The sequence below is a fragment of the Rhodopirellula bahusiensis genome (assembly GCF_002727185.1).
Lineage (GTDB): Bacteria > Planctomycetota > Planctomycetia > Pirellulales > Pirellulaceae > Rhodopirellula > Rhodopirellula bahusiensis.
In genome coordinates, this window is sequence record NZ_NIZW01000007.1 from 79,451 (window position 1) to 105,475 (window position 26,025).

Annotated in this window: 16 protein-coding genes and 1 pseudogene; 1 reads left to right on the forward strand and 16 read right to left on the reverse strand. The window is 55.7% G+C overall.

The features are described 5' to 3' along the window. Window positions 1–13: 13 nt before the first annotated feature. Window positions 14–2,293: a serine/threonine-protein kinase gene (locus CEE69_RS10045; RefSeq protein ID WP_315852524.1), complete on the reverse strand. Its 2,280-nt coding sequence runs from the start codon at window positions 2,291–2,293 to the stop codon at window positions 14–16. Between the two features lie 150 nt (window positions 2,294–2,443). Between CEE69_RS10045 and CEE69_RS10050 the strand changes: the two genes are divergently transcribed. Beyond that, window positions 2,444–3,097 (forward strand): RNA polymerase sigma factor, encoded by a 654-nt coding sequence (locus tag CEE69_RS10050; RefSeq protein ID WP_099260727.1) that lies wholly within the window; start codon window positions 2,444–2,446, stop codon window positions 3,095–3,097. Between the two features lie 347 nt (window positions 3,098–3,444). Here CEE69_RS10050 and CEE69_RS32810 read toward each other — a convergent pair whose 3' ends face one another. From CEE69_RS32810 to topA, 15 genes and pseudogenes are all read right to left on the reverse strand, one after another. Further along, window positions 3,445–3,936: a hypothetical protein gene (locus CEE69_RS32810; protein ID WP_199169842.1), complete on the reverse strand. Its 492-nt coding sequence runs from the start codon at window positions 3,934–3,936 to the stop codon at window positions 3,445–3,447. A gap of 612 nt (window positions 3,937–4,548) precedes the next feature. Continuing rightward, entirely contained in the window at window positions 4,549–5,316 is a 768-nt protein-coding gene (locus CEE69_RS10065) for an SIMPL domain-containing protein (protein WP_099260545.1), read from the reverse strand. Between the two features lie 673 nt (window positions 5,317–5,989). Further along, window positions 5,990–7,066, reverse strand: coding sequence for a hypothetical protein (locus CEE69_RS10070; protein ID WP_099260546.1), 1,077 nt, complete (start codon window positions 7,064–7,066; stop codon window positions 5,990–5,992). Window positions 7,067–7,168: 102 nt separating this feature from the next. Next, window positions 7,169–9,157, reverse strand: a complete 1,989-nt coding sequence (locus tag CEE69_RS10075) for a sulfatase (RefSeq protein WP_099260547.1) — start codon at window positions 9,155–9,157, stop codon at window positions 7,169–7,171. Between the two features lie 12 nt (window positions 9,158–9,169). Further along, window positions 9,170–10,552 carry a sulfatase family protein gene (locus tag CEE69_RS10080; RefSeq protein WP_099260548.1) on the reverse strand — a complete coding sequence of 461 codons (1,383 nt, stop codon included), beginning with the start codon at window positions 10,550–10,552 and terminating at the stop codon, window positions 9,170–9,172. Between the two features lie 28 nt (window positions 10,553–10,580). Then, window positions 10,581–12,164 (reverse strand): sulfatase, encoded by a 1,584-nt coding sequence (locus CEE69_RS10085; RefSeq protein WP_099260549.1) that lies wholly within the window; start codon window positions 12,162–12,164, stop codon window positions 10,581–10,583. Between the two features lie 131 nt (window positions 12,165–12,295). Continuing rightward, the gene (locus CEE69_RS10090; protein WP_099260550.1) at window positions 12,296–13,897 is read right to left on the reverse strand and encodes a LamG-like jellyroll fold domain-containing protein; all 1,602 of its coding nucleotides are present in this window, start codon (window positions 13,895–13,897) and stop codon (window positions 12,296–12,298) included. Next, window positions 13,897–14,421, reverse strand: coding sequence for a sigma-70 family RNA polymerase sigma factor (locus CEE69_RS10095; RefSeq protein ID WP_099260728.1), 525 nt, complete (start codon window positions 14,419–14,421; stop codon window positions 13,897–13,899). The genes CEE69_RS10090 and CEE69_RS10095 overlap by 1 nt, the downstream gene beginning before the upstream one ends. A gap of 368 nt (window positions 14,422–14,789) precedes the next feature. Continuing rightward, window positions 14,790–15,566, reverse strand: a complete 777-nt coding sequence (locus tag CEE69_RS10100; protein WP_099260551.1) for a glycoside hydrolase family 16 protein — start codon at window positions 15,564–15,566, stop codon at window positions 14,790–14,792. A 5-nt stretch (window positions 15,567–15,571) separates the two neighbouring features. Continuing rightward, entirely contained in the window at window positions 15,572–17,764 is a 2,193-nt protein-coding gene (locus CEE69_RS10105) for a M3 family metallopeptidase (protein WP_233215100.1), read from the reverse strand. Next, on the reverse strand, window positions 17,761–19,704 hold the full coding sequence (gene cysN / locus CEE69_RS10110) for a sulfate adenylyltransferase subunit CysN (RefSeq protein ID WP_099260552.1): 1,944 nt from the start codon (window positions 19,702–19,704) through the stop codon (window positions 17,761–17,763). Before cysN ends, CEE69_RS10105 begins: the two co-directional genes overlap by 4 nt. Before the next feature lie 143 nt (window positions 19,705–19,847). Further along, window positions 19,848–20,759, reverse strand: a complete 912-nt coding sequence (gene cysD / locus CEE69_RS10115) for a sulfate adenylyltransferase subunit CysD (RefSeq protein WP_099260553.1) — start codon at window positions 20,757–20,759, stop codon at window positions 19,848–19,850. A gap of 104 nt (window positions 20,760–20,863) precedes the next feature. After that, window positions 20,864–21,559 (reverse strand): 16S rRNA (guanine(527)-N(7))-methyltransferase RsmG, encoded by a 696-nt coding sequence (gene rsmG, locus CEE69_RS10120; RefSeq protein WP_099260554.1) that lies wholly within the window; start codon window positions 21,557–21,559, stop codon window positions 20,864–20,866. A gap of 183 nt (window positions 21,560–21,742) precedes the next feature. Next, window positions 21,743–23,026: a tetratricopeptide repeat protein gene (locus CEE69_RS10125; RefSeq protein ID WP_099260555.1), complete on the reverse strand. Its 1,284-nt coding sequence runs from the start codon at window positions 23,024–23,026 to the stop codon at window positions 21,743–21,745. Window positions 23,027–23,416: 390 nt separating this feature from the next. Next, window positions 23,417–26,002: pseudogene (gene topA / locus CEE69_RS10130) on the reverse strand (type I DNA topoisomerase); the annotation flags it as partial. Between the last annotated feature and the right edge of the window lie 23 nt (window positions 26,003–26,025).

Consider the following 26,025-nt stretch of genomic DNA (forward strand, 5'->3'; position numbering starts at 1 on the left):
CAACGGCCAGGCCTCAACGCGGCGTGGCCGTTGTTTCGTTGGAGAGCACCTCCGCCAGAACAGCCCAGGTTCGAACGATGATGCGATAGCTCGCGAACGCACCGAGCAAACCGATCATGCCAGCGATGATCGCAATCAGCAGATACTCTTTCGTTTGCCCTTCACTGAAGACCATCAAGGCAGCTCCCATCAACGGGATGACAGCGGCGATCAACAAAAACGATTCGCTATCACTGATCATTTGCTGAGCATGACGTTCGAACTTTGGATCCCGCATCGTCGGCCGAATCATCTTGGGATAGTGCACGCAAGTCGCCACCACGTTCAGCGCGAACAGCGGGTACACCATCGCCACCCCGCCACAAATGAGCAACGAGATGAAAAAGTGAACCGCTTGGCCATCGGTGAACTCATCAAACCTCGACTTCAACAACAGCGGATAAACCAATCCCGCGATCAACCAGCACGTGCCTCCAATCGATGCGGCTCGATACCCCAGCCGCAACATGGAATTGAGTTCCTCCTCTCCGACGGACTCAGCCTGCCGAGTTGCCTTCAACGCTCTCGCGGACGCGCGCGTGTAAATCACGATCAATCCCAAACCCAAGGGGAACGCGATTGAATTCACCCAAATCGCGAATTCATCCAGGCTCGGCCGCATCTCCTCCGGCATGATCTCGCTGTGGTTGTAAAAATAATTGATGAAGCCCGCGGCAATGTTGGGCAGCAAAATCGAAACAACAGACAACCACCAAGGCGACACATTCCCCAACATGTGCATCCAAGAACCTGGTTTCGGATCAAACAAACGAGCGGCTTCTGGGTGCATCGCCAACCGCAGGCTACCGCTCATCTCGGCGCCGTTTTCCGGACGATCCGCGGGATCCACCGACAACGCGGACCGAAGCACGCTCTCCAGCACGCGTTCCGACGGCGTGTCCAACCGATCTGGAACCAACAATTCGCGTTTCCGCGCCGCATGCTGCTCTTCCAACAACTCCGTCCAAGAATGAGTCTCATGCGAACAATCAAACGGTCGTTTGCCTTGCCATAATTCCCACAGCAAAACCGCCAACGAATACAAATCCGCGGCCCCACCGACATTTTCGGGACGCCCACACCGTGTGATGCTCATCGCATCGAGATGCTCCGGTGCCATGTAACCGACTGAACCGCCCAGCGATGAAGCGGCTCCGGCACGACCAGCGGTCCCAGCCATCGACACGTTGAAATCCGCCAACTGCGGCAGACCTTCTGCGGTCAACAAAACGTTGGCTGGTTTGACATCGCGGTGCAACACGCCGGCTTCGTGTGCGGTTTGCAAAGAGTCCGCCAATTGCAAACCGACCCACGCGACCACCTTGGGCCATTCGCATCCCAACAACCACGCTCGAGTGGTCGAGCGATCCGGAACCACCTGCGCCGATTCGAGTAGTGCCTGATCCACCGCCCGCAAATAGACCCCGCCATCACGCTTGACAAGTGGAACCGAACGAGCCAAGCGAACAACGTCCGCCAACGTGCCACCGGGATGAAATTGCATGTACAGCAAATGCAACTCGAACAAGCGACCTGCCGCTTCATCATCATGGACCGCCACCTGACGCTGATCAAACACTCGCACGATGTTCGGATGGTCGAACTGCGCGAGTGCCTGTGGTTCGTCCCCGGTGTCGTTCGCGACTTTCAAGGCAACCAATCGCGACATGGAATTTTGGCGAGCCAGATACACATGGGCGAACGCACCCTCACCCAATTTCTGGATGATCTCAAAATCATCCACCACCGCTCCCACGGCCAACTCCATCGGCGTCCCACGACGAGGCGTTTTCGCGATGGACGCTTGCTGATCGCCCGATGAATCGAACAGCGGCTTCAAAACCGGTTCCAAATGCGGGAACCGATTTCGATAATGCTCGTGTTCCGGAGTCTGCCCACATTCGCGACGGAGTTGAATCTCTTCCATCACCAAATCAAACGGTGCCGACTCAGCCGAAAACCATTCGGGAAAGGCATCGAAGTATTCGTCCAACCAGCGCGGGCATTCATTCTGCACCGCGATCGCCATGCTCATCTTCACCATTTCCACCAAGACGAAGCGTCCCGATCGATCGCCCGCCGCCGCATCGCCTTGAAACCGAGCGGGAAGCAACTCCCAAACTCTCCGCGGATCGCCACCCTCATCGTCATCCGCCAAACGTTCCAGGCACTCCAGCAGAATCTCATCCAAATCCAGCGTGGAATCCTCCGCGGTGGTCGATGCACGACGTTGGGCTGACTGTCGAGACGTCATGACACAGGAAGGGTGTTTCGAGATTCGTCGAACAGGAAAACGGCGCGGCGTGCCCATGATAGCGAGCACCTCGGTAAGATGGCATGCACCGTTCTTGCTCCTCTTCCTTGCTCAGCCCGACTTCGATTGGCTCCCCTCCCGGTGATCACGATGGACGACGACAGCTCACTCGACTCATCGACCCCACCCACGGACGATCCGCTGATCCAGAGAATTCGCCAACGAGACGTCGACGCGTTGGGCGAGTACATCGCTCAGAATCGCGATTCTTTGTTTCGATTCGTGAAATCCATCACCGGCGAACACCTGCTGGCGTTGGTCGAAGTCGATGATTTGATCCAAGAAATCGCGACAGCCGCCATCTCAGGTCTGCCAACCGCGCCGCTGGACCAATATTCCGTGATGCAGTGGTTGCAACAACTTGCTCGCAGACGCGTGGTCGACGCCCACCGATTCCACTTCGACGCGAAACGCCGCGACGCGGGTCGGCAACAATCGATTCACGGCGGCGGTGCGTCAGGTGGCGATGACGGTGCCATGGGCATGGAACAATTGCTCGCCGCCAGCATGACCTCGCCCAGCGCCGTTGTCAGCCAAAACATTCGACTCAACGCAATGTCTCAAGCGATCGGGCAACTCAACGAAGAACAGCAAACCGTCATCCGGCTGCGATACGTCGACGGCATGCCGACTAGACAAATCGCGGAACAACTCGGCAAAACCGATGTCTCCATCCGAGTCTTGCTGTCACGCAGCATGCGACAACTCGAAAAACAACTCGAAGCCAACCGCCCCACACGCTGACAAAAGTGGCATAGGCTTCCAGCCTGTGAGCTCCCCTGTACCAAGACTGATGCTCGATGTCCCCTTGATGGAATCGGTACGATGCCCTTGCAAGGCCGTCGCCCACAGCCAGTCCCAATAGGATGGACGCCATCTCACCTTGAACCCAATCCCATGGATGTGGGACAAGCACACCACAGTAAGCATCGCATGAACAACAAGTGACCTAGCGGAAGGGCGCGAGCCCTCCGGTTCCTCACCGGGCTGCTTGCGCCACACCGCTAACATCGTCACTTGTTGTTCACGCGTTGCTAAGCAGCTGAGCTGAGGCATGGTTCAGAACAGGCAAATACAATTGAAATGCGAATTCAAGGGACGACGCCGAGTTCAAGAAGCGTCCAGAACAAACCTGAAGAACCAAAAGCAACAAGATTGATCACGGTGGCCAACCTCGGTCTCCGTATCCAGTAAAGCCGGCACGAGAACGCCCAGCAACTTCCAAGAAAAGCAAACCCGGCCGCCACAATCATCCCCTTGGTAAATTCAACATCGTAGCCCTGTCGCTGTGCCATGTTGATTGATTCAACCGCAATCAGAAGTGCAAGGCCGAGACTTGCTACCCCGAAAATGCCCGCCAGCAACATGAGCAATGGGTATCGACTCGGCGGCAACCGCTTGGCGGCATCGCAATGCGTTGGCGATTCATAGGGATTCAATTCGACCGAGGGCCCGAACTTGTAACGAACTTGTAAGGTGCCAGCCACTTTGTGGAGTGCGATCCCAACTTCGCTCGCATCAAACTGTTCACATCGCTGAGGCCGCGGCATGGCAAAGCTCTCCCTCTCGGAACCGACTGACAAGACAATTGGATCCTACGCAGCGGCGGTTGGGAGTCAAGGTTTGGTGGGTGGCACCATTCGGTTGGGGAACGCTATCGCCAGGTCGCCAGCTATATCGGTAATTCGTTAAAAAGAGTGAGAATCGCAATTTGGGATACCGAAATTCCGACAAGTCCACCGAAGCAACAAGCGATCACAAAGTTAGTCGTGGACGATAACCGACGATGAAGGATCGACGTACGGGAACGATACAGAACGAAAAGCATGACGAGCACCAGACCCAAGACGACAGCCACATTTGACCAGTTGCATGGCACGCCCAAAACGCCCAGCGACAGAAAGAACGTGATCGGCACGAATAAACCACCAACTACGATTGAATAAACTGCGAATATCAAACGCTGAAGAAAAGACGTTTTCTCATTCGCAACGTCTACAGTGTTCGCAACATTTGCGTTTCCATCAGGCGATTCGTATGGGTTTATCATTCGGGCATGCCTCCTGGAAGTTCAGTCAAGCAACTCCCAGTGCTATCGGGACGATGAGATCGCAGCAATGATGGTAGAAAAACAAGACCAATCGCTGACACTGAGTCCCCCCACTTCAACACATCGGACCGTCACCACCAAGCATTCAGGGCGACATCTCAAACTTGATTTTCACTTCTGCCGAAATGGAAACCTGACCTGGCGTATTGAGTCCCAGAGGTTCTGCGTTAGTGTCGTCACGCTGGACAACAAGAGTGTATTCCGCCCTCTCATTTGGAGAAACTCTTTCCGCGACCGATCGATTCACATCATGCGAAGCAGCAGACATAAAAAAATCCGCCGCAGCTTCATTGTATTCAACGTGCTCCTCAATCTGCAGAGCCGCCCCCAGTTTCATCCCCGCAAGTTCAGTGAGGTGCCCAGCCTTTTCTTTGGCATGCGCCACCGCCAAACGCCTCGCTTCAAACTGGTGCTTTCGTTGACTGCTGACACGAAATTGCATGCGTGAGACGTTCGTGAGCCCAGCATCAAACGCATCGGACAAAATCGGTTCGATTTTGTCGAAGTCCGTCAGCCGCACTGAAATTGCTCTCTTATAGTTGTAGGAAACCGGTGTTTCTTGCCGCTCGCCAAACTCACCGTAGTACGGTGAAACATCAAGATCGTCCACCTTTATGCTGGACCTTGGGACCGAATGGTCGCCTAGCAACTTCAGTAGTGACCTTGAGACCGCATCGTTTCCGCGTTTTGCTTCCAGAAGACTCGCCTCTCTCGTACGAACGTCGAGCCCAAGCAATACTACATCTGGCGTGACCTTTACTTCGCCAGCCGCAGTGACCGTGATAGTTCGCTGCTCTTCAGCAACCAGAACGGAACACCAGACGCAACAAAGGACAAACACGAAAGATTTCATTGAGATACCAAATGCACGTGATACTGAAATTCGCAGAAGCTTGCCGGACGAAAGTCGCATCCTTCGCGGTTACCCACGAAGTCATGGCAACTGCGGTTTGCGACATCAAGACTTCTTGCAATTCAATCAAGATTCACCAGACGCTCAGCCGCTAGTCACCAGAGCAACTCGACGCCAAACACAAGGCTAGCCTCGCTGCATAAGAAGCGGTTTCCAGATGCCCGACCGCCGTGGGCTATCGAGACCTGATCCGTTCGGCCACCCGTCAGTTTGTCCTAATCACTTATGCGACGCAAGCAAATTATGCGACGCCGTACTGGGACAGTTCGGCAAATGGTGGTTGCATGACGCCACCGCGTAGCACTCGCGAGTGCAGATGGGCAACTTGATTCAATTCGCGAAACCGCGTTTGCGGAGCAGGGCTTCTGTGCGAAAACTTGGAAAACTGGGGGCCACCGGAAAGCTGGGGGCCGGAAAGCTGGGGAAAGCTGGGGGCCACCCACAAACTTTAGCAGCGGCAGTGACCCGCTGTTGCCACAGGAGGACACCTCGGATGCTCATGAGCAACGTATTGCGAGCTTGCGCACGAAAGAACCTCGGTATTGACCGGCAACGCGCAGCTGTCAACTCAGACGGACTTCAGGGGCAATCGTCGGCTTGGAAAACGGCTGGATCAGTCCGATGACAATCCAAGTGGGTTTTCGTGGGCGCAAAGCCAATGTTGGCCGCACCGTATCGCCTCTCTCGCGAGGCTCTCAGGGGTTCCCGCTGCACGCTTGAAGACTCGCCCAAACTTGCACACGACGTCGCACCAGCCGGTCGCATCCAAGCCCAGGCGGCTCAAGATCGGAGACAAGTGTTCGGGGATCACTCCTACCTTCCCGTCTCGCAACTGCCGGCCAGTCCAGTCGAGCAATTCCAAATACTGAGCCATTGAAACGCTTAAGAATCCCTTGGAGCTCGCCCTGCGTCCAGAGCTTTCGAGGCACGGCCCCACCGGGTCATCCTGTTCGTTGATCTCAATCGGGCTCATCCAACCACTCTTGCGACGCCGACGACTGCGTTCCCAATCGTGAGTGTTGGGCCGAGTTCGATCTTCCCGCTCCGCTAGGTCGTCGATCCGATCCTTCGCTCCGGTGTAATCACTGGTTTCCGGCGTTTCAGCGATGGCGGCGCGGATCGGATTGAGATCCACGTACGCCGCACAAGCCAGCAAACTCGCCTCATCAAGAAGATTTTGCAGCTTGTATCTGCCCTCCCAGAATCGGCCGGTGCACTCATCCTCACGGTTGGCTCGCCGAGCAATGTTCTCCGCCGTGCACCGCATCCACCAACTCACATCGGATAGCCGCTGACGCCGTTGGGCCAGCACCTCAGGTTGATTGACAATCATGTCAATCTCTGGCTTGGACGGAATCTCTGGTGAACCGTCAGGCTTGCGACGATGGGGAAACAAACGCAACCAACGACGGGCAACTTCTTCGTCCGTCCAAGCCGCTACCACGTCCGGACGGCTACGCAGCACGATGTGCAAATGATTGCTGAGCACCGTGTAGGTCAAACAATCGATTCCAAAGACACTTGCGAGGAACTCCAGTCGATCACGAATCCACTGCCGCCGATGTTCAAACGATTGCCCCGTGAACGGGTCATCGCCGCACAAGAATGCTCGCCGGACGCACCGCTGAACGGCATGAAAGACTTGGATTTCTGCGGGATCAGCAACTTCGTAACGAGGTTTGCGAGCCATGAGGTGTCTCCAGCCAGGGGAAGCGATGCAGCAATCCTACGCACGACCCCGCAATAGGCAAGTCAAAACGTGGGTGGCCCCTTCTCACGCTCCGCTCGTTCCTCAGCGGGCATCCGTTGAAAAATCCCACTGGACCGGTTTCCCGTCCTGGGCTTTCCAGCGGATCGAGCGGATGTCGAGACCGTCAGTGGCTGGGGCATACAGACGAAGCAACTGACTTCGTCCCTCGACAGGCACTTGCACCGTGATGTCCTGCCAGCTAGTCGACTCAGGAACTTCGAAGTCGACCGTCTGGCCGGTTGCGGGGAAATCAGTCTGTTCCTGGGTTCGCCACTGAACACGTCCCGTCCCGCTCTTACCATCGATGCCCCGAACTTGTAGGTGCAGCGTGATTGGGCCAGCCAGTTGCACCTGGGCCGTTCCCAGGAAGGGATTCTTTCCCTGAGCGATCACGCGTATGCCGTCGTCGATCGATTCAATGCGACATTGCTTGGGAACCAGTCCATGCGTCGGGCTCCTGGAGTTTTTGGGTGAGGTTGATCCTCGCTGAAAGTCTGGGTTCGGTTTCGGCGGAAGTCCGCTGGTGTGCTTAAAGTGCGAATCGATAAGCTTGCTAAGCTCCGTGACTTTCTCAGGCATTTCGGCAGCGAGATTCTTCGATTCGGCGAGATCCTCTTTCAAGTTGAACAACTCAACGAGACCCTCGTACTGGTCCGGTTTGCTGGTGTAGCGCCTAATGAGTTTCCAATCGCCGTCGCGCACCGAGATGCCACCACCGTGATACGGGAAGTAGCTCACGCTCGTTTGCCCCGTTCCCTCTTCGCCCTCGGTGAGAACCTTCGCGATGGACTTTCCATCGATGACATGATTGGCAGGCTCGGCCTGGCCGGTCAGTTCAAGCAGCGTGGGATAGAGGTCGATATTATTAACGATTGTCTCGCTGACGGATCCCGCAGGAATGTGTTGGTGCCAACGGACCATCAACGGAACGCGCTGGCCGCCCTCATAAAGCTTTCCTTTGCCACCGCGTAGGCCGAGATTCTTCGTCGGATACTGCACGCCAGCGTAGTCGCTGTAAATTTTCGTGTAGCCATACGTCTTGCTCTTCGGATTGGCCATCTTTCGCTTCTGTTCGCTCGCCCCCATGCTGTGGGTGTTGCCACCATTGTCCGAGAAGAAAACAACAATGGTGTTGTCGGCGATACCGAGTTCATCGAGCGCCGTCATGACTCGTCCAAAGTTGTCGTCCATCGTCTTCAGCATCGCCGCGTAGACGGGATTGGTATGACCATCAGGCTGAGTTTCTTTTTGGGCGAACTTCTGGATCAGATCCTGTTTCGCTTCCCAGGGGCCGTGACAGTCGTACATCCAGAGATTCAGGTAGAACGGTTCGTCCTGATGTTCGGTAATGAATCTGATTGCCTCAGTGCCCAGCCGGTCGTCGATGTGTTCGCCTTCGGGTCCGTCGACAATATTGCCGACTCGATGGGCAGCACTCGGCTTTCCATCAGAATGTACGCCGTGCGGTGAGAAGTAGGTGCTTCCGGGAGGTCCGGGATCCGGTGCGGAGTGAAACGTGACTTCGAAGCCGTGCTGGTCCGGCCAATGCTCCTGAGTCAGGCCGAGGTGCCATTTTCCCATGTGAGCAGTGCGGTAGCCGGCGCCGAGGAATGCTTCGGCCAGAGTTGTCGCATCCGGATTCAGGTAAGTGCGGCTTTTGGTGAGCAGGTATTCGTTTCGAGGTGTGGCAGGCTGATAAACCTGTTCGCCCCATGGCCCTGGCTTAAGGTGTCCGTGGGCGGAGAGGATGCCGTGCCGCGACTCCTCTTGCCCTGTCAGGATGGAAGCCCGACTGGGCGAGCAGAGCGGATGCGCGTAGGCGTTGGTGAACCGCATCGCTTGCTTGGCAAAGGCATCAATGTTTGGCGTCTCGTAGTAGTCGGAACCAAAGACGCGTCCATCCGTCCAACCCATGTCATCGACGAGAAAGAGAATGACGTTCGGCGGTCGTTCAGGTTCGTCATTTGCCTTGGCTGACAGACAAGCAAGACCAACGATTGGCAAGAAGAGCAAGGCGTGATGAAGTCTCATAGGTTTTCGTCTTTACGGTTCGTAGTTTTTAGATTCAGGCAAGCTGCTTCTCACCTTCGTTTTCGCGTAATCTATGGGCAGACTGGCGGCCCAGGTTTTGATTTTCTTGGAAAGCGATTTCACAACGTCTGGATGCTGCGCAGCGATGTTGTTGCTTTCACTCGGGTCGATCGACAGGTCGTAGAGTTCTGGTTCGCCGCGTTGTTTGCGTGGCAGGTGCAGTTTCCATTTTCCGTCTCGCATAGCAGGTGTGCTGCCGGTGGAACTGGTCTTCCAGAATAGTGGCTTTAAACGCTCTCGATCGGTACCGAACCAGATGTCGGAGATGTCCTCACCATCGATCGGATTCGGTAATTCATCGACTCCGGCAAGGGAGCAAAGCGTCGGCAACCAGTCGATGAGCGAGCAAACGCTTGTCGTATCAACTCGCCCCGCGTGAACTTTACCCGGCCATCGGATGATGAACGGGACGCGGGTTCCCCCTTCATATTGTTCGTGTTTGCCGCCGCGAAACTCACCCGCATAACCCAGCATGTTGTTGGAGAATTGGCGGGTGCCCTTTTTTCCTGTTACCACGGGGGCGGGACCGTGATCACTGGAAAATACGACGATTGTGTTTTCCCTGATCCCCAATTCATCAAGGGCCTTCACGACTCGGCCCACGTTTAAGTCGAGCTGGTAGATGTCGCCGAGATACTGACGCATCGACTCATCGAGATCGCCGCCGATCTTCAGGCACTCATCGAACTTGTGCTGCATGGTTGGCGAAAAGTCTCTCCGGTCGACGCTGATATCGTTGAACTCAGCGGCTAGCCCCTGAGCAGTATTGACTGGGAAGTGCGTGGCGTGCCCCCAGACGTTGACGTAGAAGGGGGCATCCTTGTTGTCCCTGATGAAGTCGATCGCGGCCGAATACAAGTCGTCGTCTCGGCCGGCTGATCTGTCTCGACTTTTGCCAATCGTCTGGACCTCATCGATTCCATAAGTGCCGTCGCTGTCGTCCGGGCCGATGTGCCACTTGCCGAACTGCCCGGTTTTGTAGCCACGTTTCTTCAGCAGTTCGGTAATGGTGACTCGGTCGCCAAAACCGAAGTCCGCTGCATACTTCGGGAATCGAGCTGGAAACAGGCCTGTCATCAATCCCGTGCGGCTTGGGTTGCAGGTCACGCCGGTCACATAAAACTGTGTGAACCGCGTCCCTTCTTTGGCGAGTTGGTCAATCGCAGGCGTTCGAGCATAGGGATGTCCGTAACATCCAAGATCGCCGTAACCAAGATCATCAGCGAACATAAAAACAATGTTCGGCGGCCGCTGAGCGGTTGCTTGGGCCCTCGCAAATGAAGGTGTAACCGAAAGCAACACTGCTGAGGCCAGCAATAGAATTTTATTGTTCATTGGAAATGGTCCTGCTGAGATTGACACTTTAACGCCCCTTTCTCGATTGCTTTTGTTTCATTGCGGGATCGGTGTAAGGCAAGTACTTCGGATGGGGAACATAGTTGCCTTTGCCTTTCTCCCAACGGAACGTTTCGCCTTCGACGACGAGATCACGCCGCACGTTGAGCTTGGGTTCCGGATCGGCGAACTTGGCTGGTGCTGAATCCTGCAGCGTGGTGATGACGTCCGTGTACTTCGGATCGGACGCGAGGTTGTTCCATTCGTGCGGATCCTCTTGGACGTTGTACAGTTCTTGGTTCTGGTCGTCGTAATGGATGAAACGCCAGTCGCGATTGATCACGGTGTATTCACCTGGGTTGATGTAGGGCAGATATACCGTTCGGTCTATTGCGTCGGCGGGATGCTTCAACGTCGATGCCAACGAAACTCCTTCCAAGTTCTGCTGCGGTGCCGGCAAGTCGCATTGCTCAACCAGCGTCGGATAGATATCAATCAGGCTGACCGTCACGTCAGTCCGAACCCCTTCAGCGACACCGGGCCCTGCCCACACAAACGGCACGTTGGAGGTTCGTTCCCACAAAGTGTGTTTGCCCCACTGGCCTTTTTCGCCAAGGTGGTAACCGTGGTCGCTCCACAGCACGACAATGGTGTTGTCGGCATAGGGGCTTGCTTCGAGTGCGTTTAGAATGCGACCGACCATCGCATCAGCGTAGCTGGTGCACGCGAGGTAACCGTGCAGGGCGTCTTTCCAAGCACCCATGGCAACCAATTTGTCGTAGTGTTGCTTCCTGCGGTTCTGACGTTGTTTGACAATCTTCTTTGGAAGATCGTCTAGGTCATCTTCCTTGAACGCCGGAGTCTCGATGGCATCTCGATCGTACAACTCAAAATACTTCTGCGGACAGTAGTTGGGGTAATGAGGAGCGTAGAAACCGCAGGCCAGAAAGAACGGCTGGTCGTGTTTTTGCTCTAGTTGATCGACGGCCCAGTTCGCACGCATCGTGTCGGCCATCTCCTCTTCTTCATCATTCGGAATTGCACCCCATTCCAAGAACAACCCGCCGGTGATCTCTTTGCCTTGGTTGTAGGTGCTGGCCGGAAAGGGCTGTGGCACCGGCGTGTCGCTGCTCCATGATTCAAGTGCCCAACCGCCTTCCCGTTGAAATTGGTTTCGCAGGAAGAACTTTGTCCAACCTCGCTGGTCAATTGCTCCAGCCGGATGATGAAAGAGCTTGCCAGCGCCCAGCGTCGAGTAGCCCGCTTTGGCAAAGCTCATTTGCAGCGATTCAATCTCCGAATGATGCACAAAGTAATTCGGAGTCTCGTAGCATCCAGTCGTCGATGCGTATTGGCCGGAAAAGATGGCTGCTCGACTGGGTGCACAAAACACTCCAGCGGTATGAGCGTTGGTAAAGCACACGCCACGAGCGGCAAGCCGATCGATGTTGGGTGTGATTGCATTGGGGCGTGAGTCGAGACATCCGACAAAGTCGTTCATGTCGTCAACCGCCAGGAATACGACATTGGGGCGTGCATCGTCTGCAGACAAATGGCCGGCAAGACTTGCGACGAAAACGATGCCGAAAAGGAAATGCGTCGGTATGTGCATAAGTGTCATTTGAGTTGAGGTTTTGGTGGTGGAGGAGGCAACGAGTTCCCGAATGAAGGACTCGGTGCCCCGTCCATCACGTCCTTTTTTGCACGGTTGCAAACACCGTAAGAATCGCGGGTACTTGGACGTCATCTTAATCTCGCGATCTCCTCTTGAGCCGTGCGATAGAGTGTCGAAATTTCGGCTCCGTTGAGCGCTCGGTTGAACAAAGCCACTTCGTCGATCCTGCCGTCCCAAACTTGTGTCGCTTTGGCGTCCGTTCCGAACCAGACCGTCTCGGAGTCGCTGGATGCCATTTCGGTGCACGCTGTGGAAGCAACGAGCCTCCCGTCTTCGTAGATCTGCAATTGCTCACCGTCAGCAGTCACAACAATGTGCCGCCAGGTTTTTTGCGGTAGGGCTGAGTTACCTGTGGTGGACGTGGTCACGAGTCCTGTTGTGAGGTGACTCGTTGCCTTGTCCACCACCGTGGTTATTGCCGGAGTCATGGCCTCGTCCATCACGATGGTGGTTTGCAGCGTTCCGTTCTTATTGAGAGAGAGACTGAAGTTGCCGCGGTCTCCATCCCGGTTGGTGGCAACCATTGCGCTATGGGCGGGCGCTTCCAGATACACGAACACGGTTAGCGAGAAGTGTCCTGTGTTGAATGCGGGCGGCGAATCGACGCGCCCGCCACGACCAATGGAGTCGACTCCGACTCGCAAAGAACCGCCGGCGAAGACACCTTTGGCATGTGCTGGGCGTTTGCCGTCCCCTGTTAAAACGACGCCAGAGTATTCGGGCGGTTCCGACACCAAACCGCGGTCGCGAATTGGCATTCGGTAATAAACGACGGGCGACAACCGCTTGATCGCGCGGGCGTAGTTCAGCCTCGGTTCATCGAAGTTGCGAATGAATCGGTTGGTCTCGACGGAGATACCAACCAAGTCAGGTGCCCCACCAGAAATCCGGACGGCCTCCGAAGCGTGAAGATCAACCGACTTGGAAGCGTCACGTTGATTCGATGCCCCCGGATTCACACGCACGAGGCCATCAAACACATGCACCTCGCTCGCACCGCCCTCAACATCAATTGAGAACTCGGTGCCGAAATCAATGACTTCCGCTTCGGGAGTTTCAACGGTGAACCCGATGCCTTCCGGTGGAACGGTGGCTGACAAACGCCCGCTGTGAAGCACAACACGCCGGTCGCTCACCGCATCGAAGCGGGCAGGAGCCTCCATATACACCATGACTCCGCCGCCGAACCGCAGATTCAATAATCCTTTTCGCAATTCATAGTCGCCCATAGGCAGTTGCGGATCGTCCCATTGCTGATCGCCTTTCGTAAGCAATCCACCCACGTTGCGGACGACGGATGCCGCGACGCGATCCTCGCTGGTCGATTGGTCGTCGCGGTGGGGCTGCAAGAAGGCGAACAGCAGGCACGCCGCTGTTACCAACCCGGCCGCTATCGCTAGCACTCTCCTTGGTGATCGAATCAATGACGGCTGGTGATTTTGTTTTGTCGAACCGGGAATGATCTCCGAGGCAGCGTTGCTGGCTTCCAACGCATTTGTTTGGATCTGTCGGCGTCGCAGCGATTGCCGCAAGTCTGAATGAAGCTCGGCACGAAGTGCAAACCGCTGAAGATTGGCGGGGTTCTTCAGCCACTGCTCAAACGCTGTGGCTTCTTCGTCGGATAGCTCGCCTGAAAGCATGCGATCGATCAATTCATCGTCGACGGGCATCACTGATTCTCCAAAGCGGTGCGTCGTTCGATGCAACTTGCAAGTGCCGTTCGCACACGCGTAAGCAGGACTCGAACCGACCCGCTGGTCGACCCGATTTCGCGAGCGATCTCGGCGGCGGAACGTTCTCCGACGTATCGCAAATCGAGCAGCTGACGCGAACGAGGCGGGAGTTCATCCAGACAGGACTCCAGTGCTTCGCGACGTTGGCTACGACCATCCGCCTGCTGAGCGATTGTGTCCGCAAGTTGGCCGAGCACCTCGTCCGAGAAAACGACCCGCGAGCGACCTTGAACTCGGTAAAAATCAATCACCCGAGACTTGGCGATCCACAATGCCCATCCAACGAAGGTCCGGCCCGAGTCATACTCATCGAACCGCCGCGCCAGTTCCTGAGCGATCCGCTGAACAACGTCTTCCGCATCATGGAACCCACTGATCGATGCAAACACATACGCCGAAACAGCTGGCTCAGCATCAAGCCAGCATCGAGTGAAATTTGCCCGTTTCTGATCTTCGTTCATGTGCACGGCCGACGCGGAACAACAGTCTGTCCACCGTATGCCGAACGCGAACAGGAATCGTTAACAATAATCGCGAAAAACAGTCAAATTCAAACCCTCAGATTGAAGAAGACAATCAATTTCGCAGCTTCCCATTGGCTTTATCCTTTCGCCACTTCGTGGCTACAGCATCCGTTGGCACCGTTGGATGAGCAGCGGGCGTGAAGAAAAGCGAATCAGTTCGCGCCGCCCGAATGAGTGCTCCGTGGGCATCCGATTGCGATCCGCCTGATCTAGCCGGATGCGACGGGGTATGACCGTGAGAACTGGAATGACTGAAAGACACCGTCGAGAGGACTCTCGCCCGCTACTGATAAACCTTCACCGAATCAACCAGCATCTGCACCGGGAATTGAGTGGTCGTATCGGGAGGCCCCAAGAAAGCCATCTCCAACGGCGACATTCAACAACAGATGAAACGGTTGATCAAACGGGGCAGGGTACTCGCCGCCTGAGCTCTCCCATCTCGTTTGCTCTTGAACCGATTTCCCATCGATCAACCACTCAATTTCATTGGCTCGCCAGTTCACCGCGAACGTATGAAAGTCATCGGCGAAGGTTCCTTGCCCCAGCGTGAACTCGTCGCCGGTGTGAAGGTTATTTGGCCACGGTGCGCCGTGATGCAGCGTCCCCAACACGACGCTGGGTTGCTGACCTCGCATCTCCATGATGTCAATCTCGCCGCTGGCTGCCCAACCACCGTACTGATCCTTGGTAGGCAACATCCAAATGGCTGGCCAAACGCCTTGTCCTTGCGGCAACTTCGCACGCACTTCGATGCGCCCGTACTTCCAGTCACCTCGGTGCTTGGTTCGAACTCGCCCCGACGAGTACTCTCGCGACGTTCCGCTAATGGCCGCGTTGTCACGTCGAGCCTCCAGAACCAGACAGCCATCCTCGACTCGCACGTTCTCAGGGCGGTCGGTGTAAATCTGAAGCTCGTGGTTGCCGCCACCGAACGCGTTGACTTCGATCTCCCACTTGGAATAGTCCAACGAGTCACCGTTGAACTCATCCTTCCAAACGAGCCGCTCGAAAGACTCGGCAATCGCGTCATTGGGATCCCATCCGATCAATGCGATCGTCAATCCGATGGCGATCATCATCCGGATCAATTCGCGAAACCGCGTTTGCGGAGCAGGGCTTCTGTGTCGACGTCACGACCGCGGAAATTGCGGTAGGTTTCGACGGGATCGATTGTGTCGCCGACACTGAGAATGTGATCGAACAGCTTCGCAGCGGTTTCCTCGTCGAAGAAGCTTCCTGCCTCGACGAACATCTCCGCCGCGTCTGCCGTGAGCGCGTCGCTCCACAGGTAGCTGTAGTAGCCGGCCGAGTAAGCGTCGCTGCTGAACAGGTGACTGAAGTGAGGCAAGCGGTGACGCATTGGCAATTCGTCTGGCATGCCGATCTCCGCCAACGCCGACTTTTCAAACTCACTGACGTCAATGTCTCCGGCCTGCAGTTGATGCAGCTGCATGTCCAGGATCGCACAAGCCAAGTACTCGACGGTTTCAAACCCGCTGTTGAACTTCGACGAAGCTTCGATCTTGTCGAGCAATTCCTTGGGCATTGGCTCGCCGGTCTCGTAGTGCGTCGCGTAGCGAGTCAACACTTCGGGCGTCGACAACCAATGCTCCAGCACCTGCGAGGGAAACTCGACAAAGTCGCGAGCGACGTTGGTGCCAGACTGCGACGGGTAATGAACGCGACTGGACAGTCCGTGCAGGGCGTGGCCGAACTCGTGGAACAACGTGGTCGCGTCGTCCCAGGAAATCAAAACCGGCTTGCCGTCCGCAGCGGGAACAAAGTTGCTGTTGTTTGAAACGATCGGAGTCCGCACAGGAACGTCCGCGGAGGCGGGATCAAGATCCCATCCCGATTGACCTCGGTAATCCATCATCCACGCGCCGCTGCGTTTGCCTTCGCGAGCGAATGGGTCCAGATAAAACAGTCCCACGTGGCTTCCGTCGGACTTCTGCACCACTTCGTAAACGGTGACATCGGGATGGAAGATGGGCAGATTCCCGACAGGTTGAAACTGGAATCCGAACAGTTCATCCGCACACCACATCATGGCTTCGACCAAGCGATCGAGTTGCAGATAAGGACGCACTTCCGCCATGTCCAAGTCGTATTTTTCAGCCCGGACCTTTTCGGCGTAGTAGCGGTAATCCCACGGTTCGATTTTGATTTTCGGTTTACCAGCCGCTTGCATTTCTGCGTCGGCGATGGCTTGCATGTCCGCCACTTCCGTCGCGACACGCTGCACGGCGTGAGGCCACACCTTCATCATCAATTCCATTGCACGATCGGGCGTGCCCGCCATCGTGGATTCCATTCGCCAATGAGCGTGTGTGGGATAGCCGAGCAACTTGGCTCGGGCCGCACGCAGATTCAAGATTTCGCGAATGATGGCTTTGTTGTCGTGAGCATCGTTGTTGTCACCGCGGAAGTAATAATTCCGCCAAACCTGTTCGCGGAGCTCACGGTCGTCCGCATTGGTCAAAAACGGGTCCATCGACGAGCGAGTGTTAGTCACAGCCCATTTGGCCTTGCCGCCTTTTTCTTTCGCAGCGACCGCCATCGCATCGCGACTCGACTGCGGCACACCTGACAATCGCGACTCGTCGTCAATCCAAGTGACGTGCCCCTTCTCTTCTTCAAGAACGTTTTGGTTGAAGTCGGTGAACAACCGAGCCAGTCGAGTGTTGATCTGCGACAGCTTGGATTTGTCTTCCGGGCTCAACCGAGCCCCGCGGCGCACAAAGTTCTTGAATGTTTCATCCAGTAAACGCTTCGCATCGTCGGGCAACGTGACCGTCTTCTTCTCAAAGACGTCCTCGTGGATCGCTTCGATGCGAGCAAACAACTCCGCGTTCTGGGTCACTGAATCGGAGTAGGCAGCCAGCTTGGGCGTGATGCTGCGTTCCAAATCAGGGATTGGCCCGAGATTCAAATTCCCCGCATGCACATCGAACAGCACCTCGATTCGGTGCAAGGCTTCACCAGCGGTTTCCATTGCGAGAATGGTGTTCTCAAACGTGGGCGGCGCGGACTGGTTCGCGATCTGGTCGATTTCCTTTTCGGCCTGCTCAATCGCAGCGTCGAAGGCAGCACCGAATTCATCGACACGGACTTCGTTCCATGGCGGCACCCCACCATGAGGTCCCGGCCAAGGTTTCAGAAGCGGTGAATTCGAAAGGAGAGACTGCGAGCTGTTCACGGAAGATTCTTGTGAATAGGAAGGTTGGACCAACGCGATCGCGGCAAGGAAGCTTGCCGGAACAACACACCATCTCATTTGATGAACCCTTTTGATTTCAGAAGTTCCACCACCGCATCCGCACATTCTGCGATGGAAGTGGTGGAGGCATCGACGGCCAAGTCTGGATTGGTCGGAACGTCGTACTTTGCAGTCACGCCAGGGAAGTTGGACAACTCGCCCGCGTCAGCTTTCGCGTACTGTCCCTTGGTGTCACGTTCGCGGCAAACTTCCAATGGAGTCGCCACGTGCACGACCAAGAACTGATCTTCACCGATCAGCTTGCCGACTTTTTGACGCACATCATCAGACGGTGCCACCAAAGACGCCAAGCAAATCAGTCCGGCATCGTTCAACGTGTGAGCCAAGTGGCCGCTACGACGCAGGTTCTCGCTGCGGTCCTCTGCGCTGAAGCCCAGATCACGACTGAGCCCACGACGCACAAATTCGCCATCCACGACGGCGACCGATCGTCCGGCGTCAAACAATTTGCGTTCCACGGCACGAGCGATGGATGTTTTGCCACTGCCCGTCAATCCGGTCATCAGGACCGTCGCAGGTTTCTGTCCGAAGCGAGCCGAACGTTCTTCCTCGGTGACGGTTGAAAGTGCGTCCGAAGAGTCATCCGAAGACGCTTCATCGTCCCAAACCGATTTGTGGCTTCCGGTCGTTCCGCGATCCAAAATCATGCCCGCGGCGACGGTCGCGTTGGTGATCCGGTCGACCAAGATGATCGCCCCCGTCGTTCGGTTGCGACGGTACGGGTCATGGTGAATCGGTGCTGACAACGACAACCGAACACGCCCGATTTCGTTCAGTTCCAGTGTCGGGGCAGGGGTGCGGTGCAGGTCGTTCACGTCGACTTTGTAAGCCAACGTTTCGACGTTCCCGGGGACCGTCTGCGTGGTGTGTTTGACGAGGTAAGTCTTGCCGGGAACCATCGCTTCTTCGTTCATCCAAACCAACATCGCTTCGACGTCGGATTCGCTTCGCGGCAGGTTGCCGCTACGGACGATCATGTCACCGCGACTGGCATCGATCTCGTCTTCCAACGTCACCGTCACGGCCAACGGAGCGTAGGCTTCGTCTAAGTTGCCGTCGTAGGTGACAATTTCTTTGACCTTCGACTTTTGACGACTCGGCAGAACCGTGATCTCTTCGCCTTTGCGAATGATTCCGGATGCGATCGTTCCACAGAAACCGCGAAAGTTCAGGTTCGGACGATTGACATACTGAACCGGTAATCGGAAATCTTGCAGGTTGCGGTCCGAACCGATGTAAACGGTTTCCAAGAAATTCATCAGCGTGCTGCCGGTGTACCACGGCATGTTCTCGCTGCGGTCGACCAAGTTGTCGCCGTTGAGAGCACTGATCGGGATGAAATGCAAATCCGGCAAATCCAAGCGTGTCGCGAAATTGCGATAGTCTTCGCAGATCTCGTTGAAGCGTTCTTCGCTGTATTCGACACCGTCGATGTCCATCTTGTTGACGGCCACGACCACGTGACGAATGCCCAACAACGAAACGATGAACGAGTGACGACGGGTTTGGGTCAGCACGCCATGACGGGCATCGATCAGGATGATCGCCAGGTCCGCGGTGCTGGCACCGGTGGCCATGTTCCGAGTGTATTGTTCGTGACCGGGAGTGTCGGCGATGATGAACTTGCGTTTCGCCGTGCTGAAGTAGCGGTACGCGACATCGATCGTGATGCCTTGCTCGCGTTCTTCTTTCAAACCGTCCATGAACAATGACGGATCGAACCCACCGGCCACGCTGCCTTGGCGAACCGAGTCACTTTGGACCTTGGCCAGTTCGTCTTCGTAAACCAACTTGGAATCGTAAAGCAGACGGCCGATCAACGTGCTCTTGCCATCATCCACGCTGCCGCAGGTGATGAAACGCAACAATTGCTTTTGCTCATGCTGCTTCAAATAAGCATCGATGTCAGTGGCGATCAGATCAGATTGATGGCTCATGGAAGTGTCTCAGTATCTCAGTGTCGCAGGGCCACAGGTTGGCAAATGGACGGGTGCATCGGAAAGCAAATCGGAGTGATTCAGGAGCAATTGGCATCGGCGCAGACCTGTGGTTCTGTGCCTCTGTGTCCCTTTCAACCTTCCTAGAAGTAGCCGCGTTCTTTTTTCTTTTGCATGCCGACGCCGCCTTCGTCTTGGTCGATGATCCGACCTTGGCGTTCGCTGGTGCGAGTCAGCAACATTTCTTGGATGACTTCTGGCAACGTCGTCGCTTCGCTTTCGACGGCTCCGGAAAGCGGGTAGCAACCCAGCGTTCGGAATCGCACCATTCGGGTCTCTTCTTTTTCACCCGGCAACAATGGCATGCGATCGTCGTCTCGCATCAACAACAACCCATCGCGATTGACGACTTGGCGAGGTTCTGACAAATACAGCGGCACGATCGGGATATTCTCCATGTGGATGTACTGCCACACATCCAACTCGGTCCAGTTGCTCATCGGGAAGACGCGAATCGACTCGCCTTTGTTGACGCGACCGTTGTACAGATTCCAGAGTTCAGGACGTTGGTTCTTGGGGTCCCAGCGGTGTGACTTGTCACGGAAGCTGAAGACGCGTTCCTTCGCCCGGCTCTTCTCTTCGTCACGGCGAGCACCACCAAACGCGGCGTCGAACTGATACTTGTCCAATGCCGCTTTCAGGGCGTCCGTCTTCATCAGCTCGGTGTGCCGCTCGCTGTCTTCCCACGGGGGAATGTTGGCTTTCAAGCCTTCTTCGTTGATGTGAACCAAGACGTCCAAACCGAGTGTCCCGCGAACATATTTTTCGCGGTGCTCGATCATGTCCTTGAACTTGTACGTCGTGTCGACGTGCAAAAGCGGGAAAGGCAGCTTGGCCGGGTGAAATGCTTTCAGGGCCAAGTGAAGCAGCACCGCGGAGTCTTTGCCGATCGAATACAGCATCACCGGTTTTTGGAATTCCGAGACCACTTCTCGGAAAATATGGATGCTCTCGGCCTCGAGCTGTTTCAGGTGAGTGAGGCTGTAATCGGACATAGATATTCGGAAAAGAGTGATACGAATCGGGTTCGCCGCGTCATCGAGCGCAGCAGTATAAACGGGGTGCGGAATCGATCCAGTCGGAACTCGTTCCCGCGACCTCAGCCTTTACTTTTCTTTGTCAGCTCCAGGATCACCCCGCGGCTGGCATCGGCTGCTTCCGGCGAATCGTCGTCCTGGGAATCCGCCAATTCGGGGGCGACGCTTCCCAGAGGGTAAGTCGCGACAACGCGAAGTTCGAGACCTTTGAGCACACCGTGGTGACGGGCTTCCCCCCGTTCATCGACCCATTTGGGGCCCTTGATCAGCAACAGGCGATCAAACTGACTCCAGTGAGGTTCGACCCAACGGCAGAATTTCAGCAAGCTGCCAACGGCGCGACTGACAATGGTGGTGAATCGGAAATCTTCCAGCAAATCTTCGCCCCGAGCTGCATAGACCGGCACGGGGAGATTCAATTCGGTCACCAATTCGTCGAGCACCTTGGCTCGCTTGCCAACCGATTCTGCCAGAGCGACCTCGATATCGGGCCGCAACATCGCCAGAGGAATGCCGGGCACGCCGTTTCCGCTGCCCATGTCGAGGACTTCCTCGCCGGGCTGGATCAACTGAGCCAATTGCAGGCAATCACGTAAATCGCGGGTGACAAACAAATCCCACGTCGTGTGCCGGGTCAGGTTGATCTGCTCGTTGTACCGCCACAGTGACTGCGCGTACTGCTGCAGCGACATGCCCAAAGGCTCATCGAGCTCGAGTCCGAATTGTTCCAATGCCGTTTTGAATTCTGCGTCAATCATGCCCGCAGGTCATACCAGGGGCGATCGAAGCTGGGTAGCGGAACATTGCCCCAGATCGACCGAAAGACCACAAAAACGACCGTCCGGCAGACTTCCAGAGTCAAAATGCCGATCAGCCGTGCCGACGGATGCGAGTGACGGGCACCAAGTGCCCGTTTCCCTCACTCGCGAAAACAATCCGATTCACTCAGGAAGACTGAAATTCATCGGCGGAGTCGACTTCTTCGGCTCCGTCGCAGGAGCGGTCTCCTCCGGTTTCGCAGTCTCAGCCTTTGGCGATTCGGCCGGTTTGGTCACGCTGGGATCCTGATAGCTGACAGCGGTGTTGCTGCCAGGAACCACGGGCTGCTGCGTGCTCGGCTGAATCGCACCAGGAATCGCGTAGCTCGGTGGAGCGGCGTAACTTGGCGGAGTTTGATTCGCGATGTGAGCCGGTGCCGAAGCAACGGTGGCCACTGGCCCCGCGGCCGCACCAATGTCTTTGCCGGGCGTTCCCGCCGAAGCAATGTTAGCTGCCGGCGAAGCTCCCATTCCTGGGTTCAACTGAGCCAGCATTTCGCGTGAACGATCGATGGCACGTTTTGTGGCCGGATCGCCCGCCGCAGCGGCTTCATGCGTGACAGCCTGCTGCAGGTGAATCTGAGCGTCGGCGTTTTGGCCTTTCTTGTAGTGCAAGAAAGCCATGTTGAAGTGAGCGACGGCGGGTTTGTTGTTGGCCGCCAAGACCTTGTAGGCTTGCTCGCTTTGCCCTGACTCGAAGTGCACGCTCGCCAAGTTGTTGGCGTATCGCGAAGTTCCCGGGGCCAATTCCAACGCACGTGCCAATGTCTGCACGGCCATCGGGTGCTGCCCCAACTTGCCAAGAGTCAAACCAAGGTCGTTGTAAAGCGCCGCATCGTTCGGGCTTTGTGCGATGGCTTTTTGAAAGAACTCAGCCGCCTTGGAATGGTTGCCTTCGCGGAAGTGCAAACGAGCCACACTGGTCAACGCGGATGAATGATTTGGTGACTCACTCAGGGCCTTGGAATAGCTTTCCATGGCCTTGGTCAAGTTGCCCGTCGATTCCCACAATTGCCCGTTGGCAACCAAGACATCCGGTTCCAACTGACCTGGTTCATTTTCCAACGAAAGTGGGTCGCTGTTGACTTCCGTGGAATCTCGCCCGAACCAGCCCGCAACTGTTCCGGTGGTTTTTCCCCACGCGTCCTTCGTTGCGGTTCCGACGCCGCCGGCAGCTTTGCCCACCGAATCACCCGCTGACGCGATGAAACTGGGGCCCTTGTTTGGTTCGCTGACCGTTGCCGTGCTCTTGCTTGCGAATGGATTCATTGATGCCAAAGACATCGAACGAGTCGCACATCCGGAAGAAGTCAACGTGAGGCAACCACCCACAACCAACGAGAACATCCATTCACGTTTGGCTGGGCGATTCTTGCGAGTTGCGTTTGGCTGACGTGTGGCGTCCATGTTTCACACTTCGATGAGGAGCATTCGTGACCGATCATTGCAACCGGCTCCGCCCGTTTCTGACACAACTGAAACGGGCGTTTCGATAGAAAATCAGATCACAACGGATCATTCCATTGGCATTGATCGACTATTCAGTTGACCAACTTCAACGACTTTAGGGTCCGCAACGATTTTCCTGGAATTACTTCTTCAAACACCTGTGCGTTCGGCGACACACGCCGAATGAGCGTCACATCACGACGACTTCTTGATAATGCCCTTCTTCTTCGTGGCCGCTTTGGCAGTCTTCTTTTTGGTGGCCTTCTTCTTCGCCGTTTTCTTTTTGGCTGCTTTTTTGGCCGTCTTTTTCTTCGCGGCCTTCTTCTTTTTCTTCTTCTTCGTCGGTCCCTTCGCGGCACGCTCTGCCAACAAGTCCAAGACGCCTTCGAAGGTCATCTCTTTCGGGTCCGTGCCGCGTGGGATCGATGCGTTGGTTTCGCCGTCGGTTGCGTAGGGACCAAAGCGACCTTCCAAGATTTTGATCTCGTTTTCCGTGACCGGACTTGGCTTTTCGAACTTCTTGATCGGTTCTTTGGGTGCCGCACGTCCACGAGTCTTGGGTTGTTTGAGCAACTCAATCGCTTCGTCGAACGTTACATCCAAAGGCGACTTCTCAGCCGGCAACGAACGAGTTTCCTTGCCGCACTTCACGTAGGGTCCATAGCGTCCGTCATGAGCCATCACAGGCTCTTTCATTTCCGGATGCTCACCGAGATCGCGTGGCAACGAAAGCAACTTGCAGGCCATCGCCAAGTCAACATCTTCGACCGCGATGGTCTTCAGAATGGAAGCGTTCTTCTTTTCTTCGTCGTCCTTCTCGCCCATCTGGACGTAAGGCCCGAAGCGACCAGCCTTGATGTAGATCGGCTTGCCGGTGTCCGGGTGCGTGCCGAGCGGTTCATCTTCCCGAGCAGCGTCCTCAAACAATTCCATCGCTCGAGCCAGCGTCATCTCATCGGGAGCCATCCCGTCCAAGATCGGAGCCTTGCGTTCGCCTTGCTCCAAGAACGGGCCATACTTCCCGACTCGAACAAAGACCTCTTCGCGGTTTTCACCTTCGGTTGGAATCCCCAGTGAGAACTTCGCCGTCACGCGTGGATCGATTTCTTCGATCTTGCTTTCCAGACGAGGCTTCAGACCAATCGCAGCTTTTTCGTCGCCGGTTGGTTCGGCTTCATCGCCGAAGTAGAAGCGTTTGAGATACGACAGCGATTCGGCTTCTTGACGACTGATCGTGTCCAGGAAGTCTTCCATTTGGGCCGTGAAGTCGTAATCGACCAGTGGCTCAAAGTGGGTTTCCATCAATCGAATGACGCTGAACGCGGTCCAACTGGGGACCAACGCATTGCCTTTTTTGTAGACGTAGTCACGACGCTGGATCGTATCGATGATCGACGCGTACGTACTGGGACGGCCGATCCCTTTTTCTTCCAACGTGCGAGTCAGCGATGCTTCGCTGAACCGCGACGGTGGCTGAGTCGTGTGACTCTTGGGATCCAAATTCGCGACCGACAATCCGTCATTTTCATCGACGGCTGGCAACAATCGCTCTTTGTCCGCCAGTTCCGCTTCGGGATCATCGCTGCCTTCGACATAGGCTCGCAAGAATCCTTCGAACAGGATGCTCGTGCCGCTGGCGGTGAACGTTGTCCCGCCACCTTCGATCGTGACAGCGATCCGTTGCTTCTTTGCGTCGGCCATTTGGCAAGCGACGGTTCGTTTCCAAATCAGCTCGAACAAACGAAACTGATCGCGGTCCAATTCGTTTTGGACAGCGGCAGGAACACGAAACGGCGTTCCCGCGGGCCGAATCGCTTCGTGAGCCTCTTGGGCGTTTTTGACTTTGCCTTTGTAAACACGCTCCGTGTCGTGCAGGAACTTCTCGCCATATTCACTGCGCACCAAATCACGCGCCGCATTGACGGCTTCCTTCGACAACGTGGTCGAGTCAGTACGCATGTAAGTGATGTAACCGTTTTCGTACAACCGCTGGGCCGCCTGCATGCAGCGACGAGCAGTGAAGCCGAGTTTCCGGTTGGCTTCCTGTTGCAACGTGCTGGTTGTGAACGGAGCCTTGGGTCGTTCGGTGAACGGTTTGACTTCCACCTTGGCGACTCGAAAGTCTTCCTTTTCGAGTTTCTGCTTCAAATCGTTGGCCTGTTGCTCGTCCATCTGCAACAGCTGCGGGTTCATCAATTTCCCGGTGTCGGAATCAAAGTCTTTCCCGCTCGGAATCTTTCGGCCTTCGACGGTCGACAACATCGCTGGCAACGAGTCACCGTTCTCGGTGGTGAAGATCGCTTCCAAGTCCCAATAGGTGGCATCCACAAAGGCGATGCGTTCGCGTTCACGCTGGACAATCAAACGTACCGCGACGCTTTGAACACGTCCCGCGGACAATCCCCGGCCAACCTTTTTCCACAGCAACTGCGAAACGTCGTAACCGTAAAGACGGTCCAAGATCCGGCGTGTTTCCTGAGCACGAACCAGACCGTCGTCGATTTCCCGGGGGTCTTCCAACGCGTGCTGGATCGCGTCTTTGGTGATTTCGTGAAAAACCAAGCGGTGAACAGGCACCTTGGGTTTCAGCAATTCGAAGAGGTGCCAGCTGATCGCCTCTCCCTCGCGGTCTTCATCCGTCGCGAGATACAGGCTATCTGCATCCTTGAGCGCGGCCTTCAATTTGTCGACTTGCTTCTTCTTGTCAGCCGGCACGATGTAGACCGGCTCGAAATCTTTTTCGACGTTCACTCCCAAATAAGCCCAAGGTTCTTTCTTGAACTTTTTGGGGATATCCTTGGCCCCGCCAGGCAAATCGCGAACGTGCCCGACACTGGCTTCGACCTGGTAACCACTTCCCAAAAACTTCGAGATCGTCCGGGCTTTCGCGGGCGATTCGACGATCACCAAACTTTTGCTGGTCGATTTGGCCATGAGCAAGAACGAACCGATTCAAG

Excerpts from the sequence above, each read along its gene's own strand:
- cysN (WP_099260552.1), bottom strand. The coding sequence starts at position 19,704 with ATGAGCCATCAATCTGATCTGATCGCCACTGACATCGATGCTTATTTG.
- CEE69_RS10080 (WP_099260548.1), bottom strand. The coding sequence starts at position 10,552 with ATGAACAATAAAATTCTATTGCTGGCCTCAGCAGTGTTGCTTTCGGTT.
- CEE69_RS10100 (WP_099260551.1), bottom strand. The coding sequence starts at position 15,566 with ATGATGATCGCCATCGGATTGACGATCGCATTGATCGGATGGGATCCC.
- CEE69_RS10050 (WP_099260727.1), top strand. The coding sequence starts at position 2,444 with ATGGACGACGACAGCTCACTCGACTCATCGACCCCACCCACGGACGAT.
- CEE69_RS10075 (WP_099260547.1), bottom strand. The coding sequence starts at position 9,157 with ATGAGACTTCATCACGCCTTGCTCTTCTTGCCAATCGTTGGTCTTGCT.
- CEE69_RS10070 (WP_099260546.1), bottom strand. The coding sequence starts at position 7,066 with ATGGCTCGCAAACCTCGTTACGAAGTTGCTGATCCCGCAGAAATCCAA.
- CEE69_RS10105 (WP_233215100.1), bottom strand. The coding sequence starts at position 17,764 with ATGAGATGGTGTGTTGTTCCGGCAAGCTTCCTTGCCGCGATCGCGTTG.
- CEE69_RS10125 (WP_099260555.1), bottom strand. The coding sequence starts at position 23,026 with ATGGACGCCACACGTCAGCCAAACGCAACTCGCAAGAATCGCCCAGCC.
- CEE69_RS10065 (WP_099260545.1), bottom strand. The coding sequence starts at position 5,316 with ATGAAATCTTTCGTGTTTGTCCTTTGTTGCGTCTGGTGTTCCGTTCTG.
- rsmG (WP_099260554.1), bottom strand. The coding sequence starts at position 21,559 with ATGATTGACGCAGAATTCAAAACGGCATTGGAACAATTCGGACTCGAG.
- cysD (WP_099260553.1), bottom strand. The coding sequence starts at position 20,759 with ATGTCCGATTACAGCCTCACTCACCTGAAACAGCTCGAGGCCGAGAGC.
- CEE69_RS10085 (WP_099260549.1), bottom strand. The coding sequence starts at position 12,164 with ATGCACATACCGACGCATTTCCTTTTCGGCATCGTTTTCGTCGCAAGT.
- CEE69_RS10090 (WP_099260550.1), bottom strand. The coding sequence starts at position 13,897 with ATGCCCGTCGACGATGAATTGATCGATCGCATGCTTTCAGGCGAGCTA.
- CEE69_RS10045 (WP_315852524.1), bottom strand. The coding sequence starts at position 2,293 with ATGACGTCTCGACAGTCAGCCCAACGTCGTGCATCGACCACCGCGGAG.
- CEE69_RS10095 (WP_099260728.1), bottom strand. The coding sequence starts at position 14,421 with ATGAACGAAGATCAGAAACGGGCAAATTTCACTCGATGCTGGCTTGAT.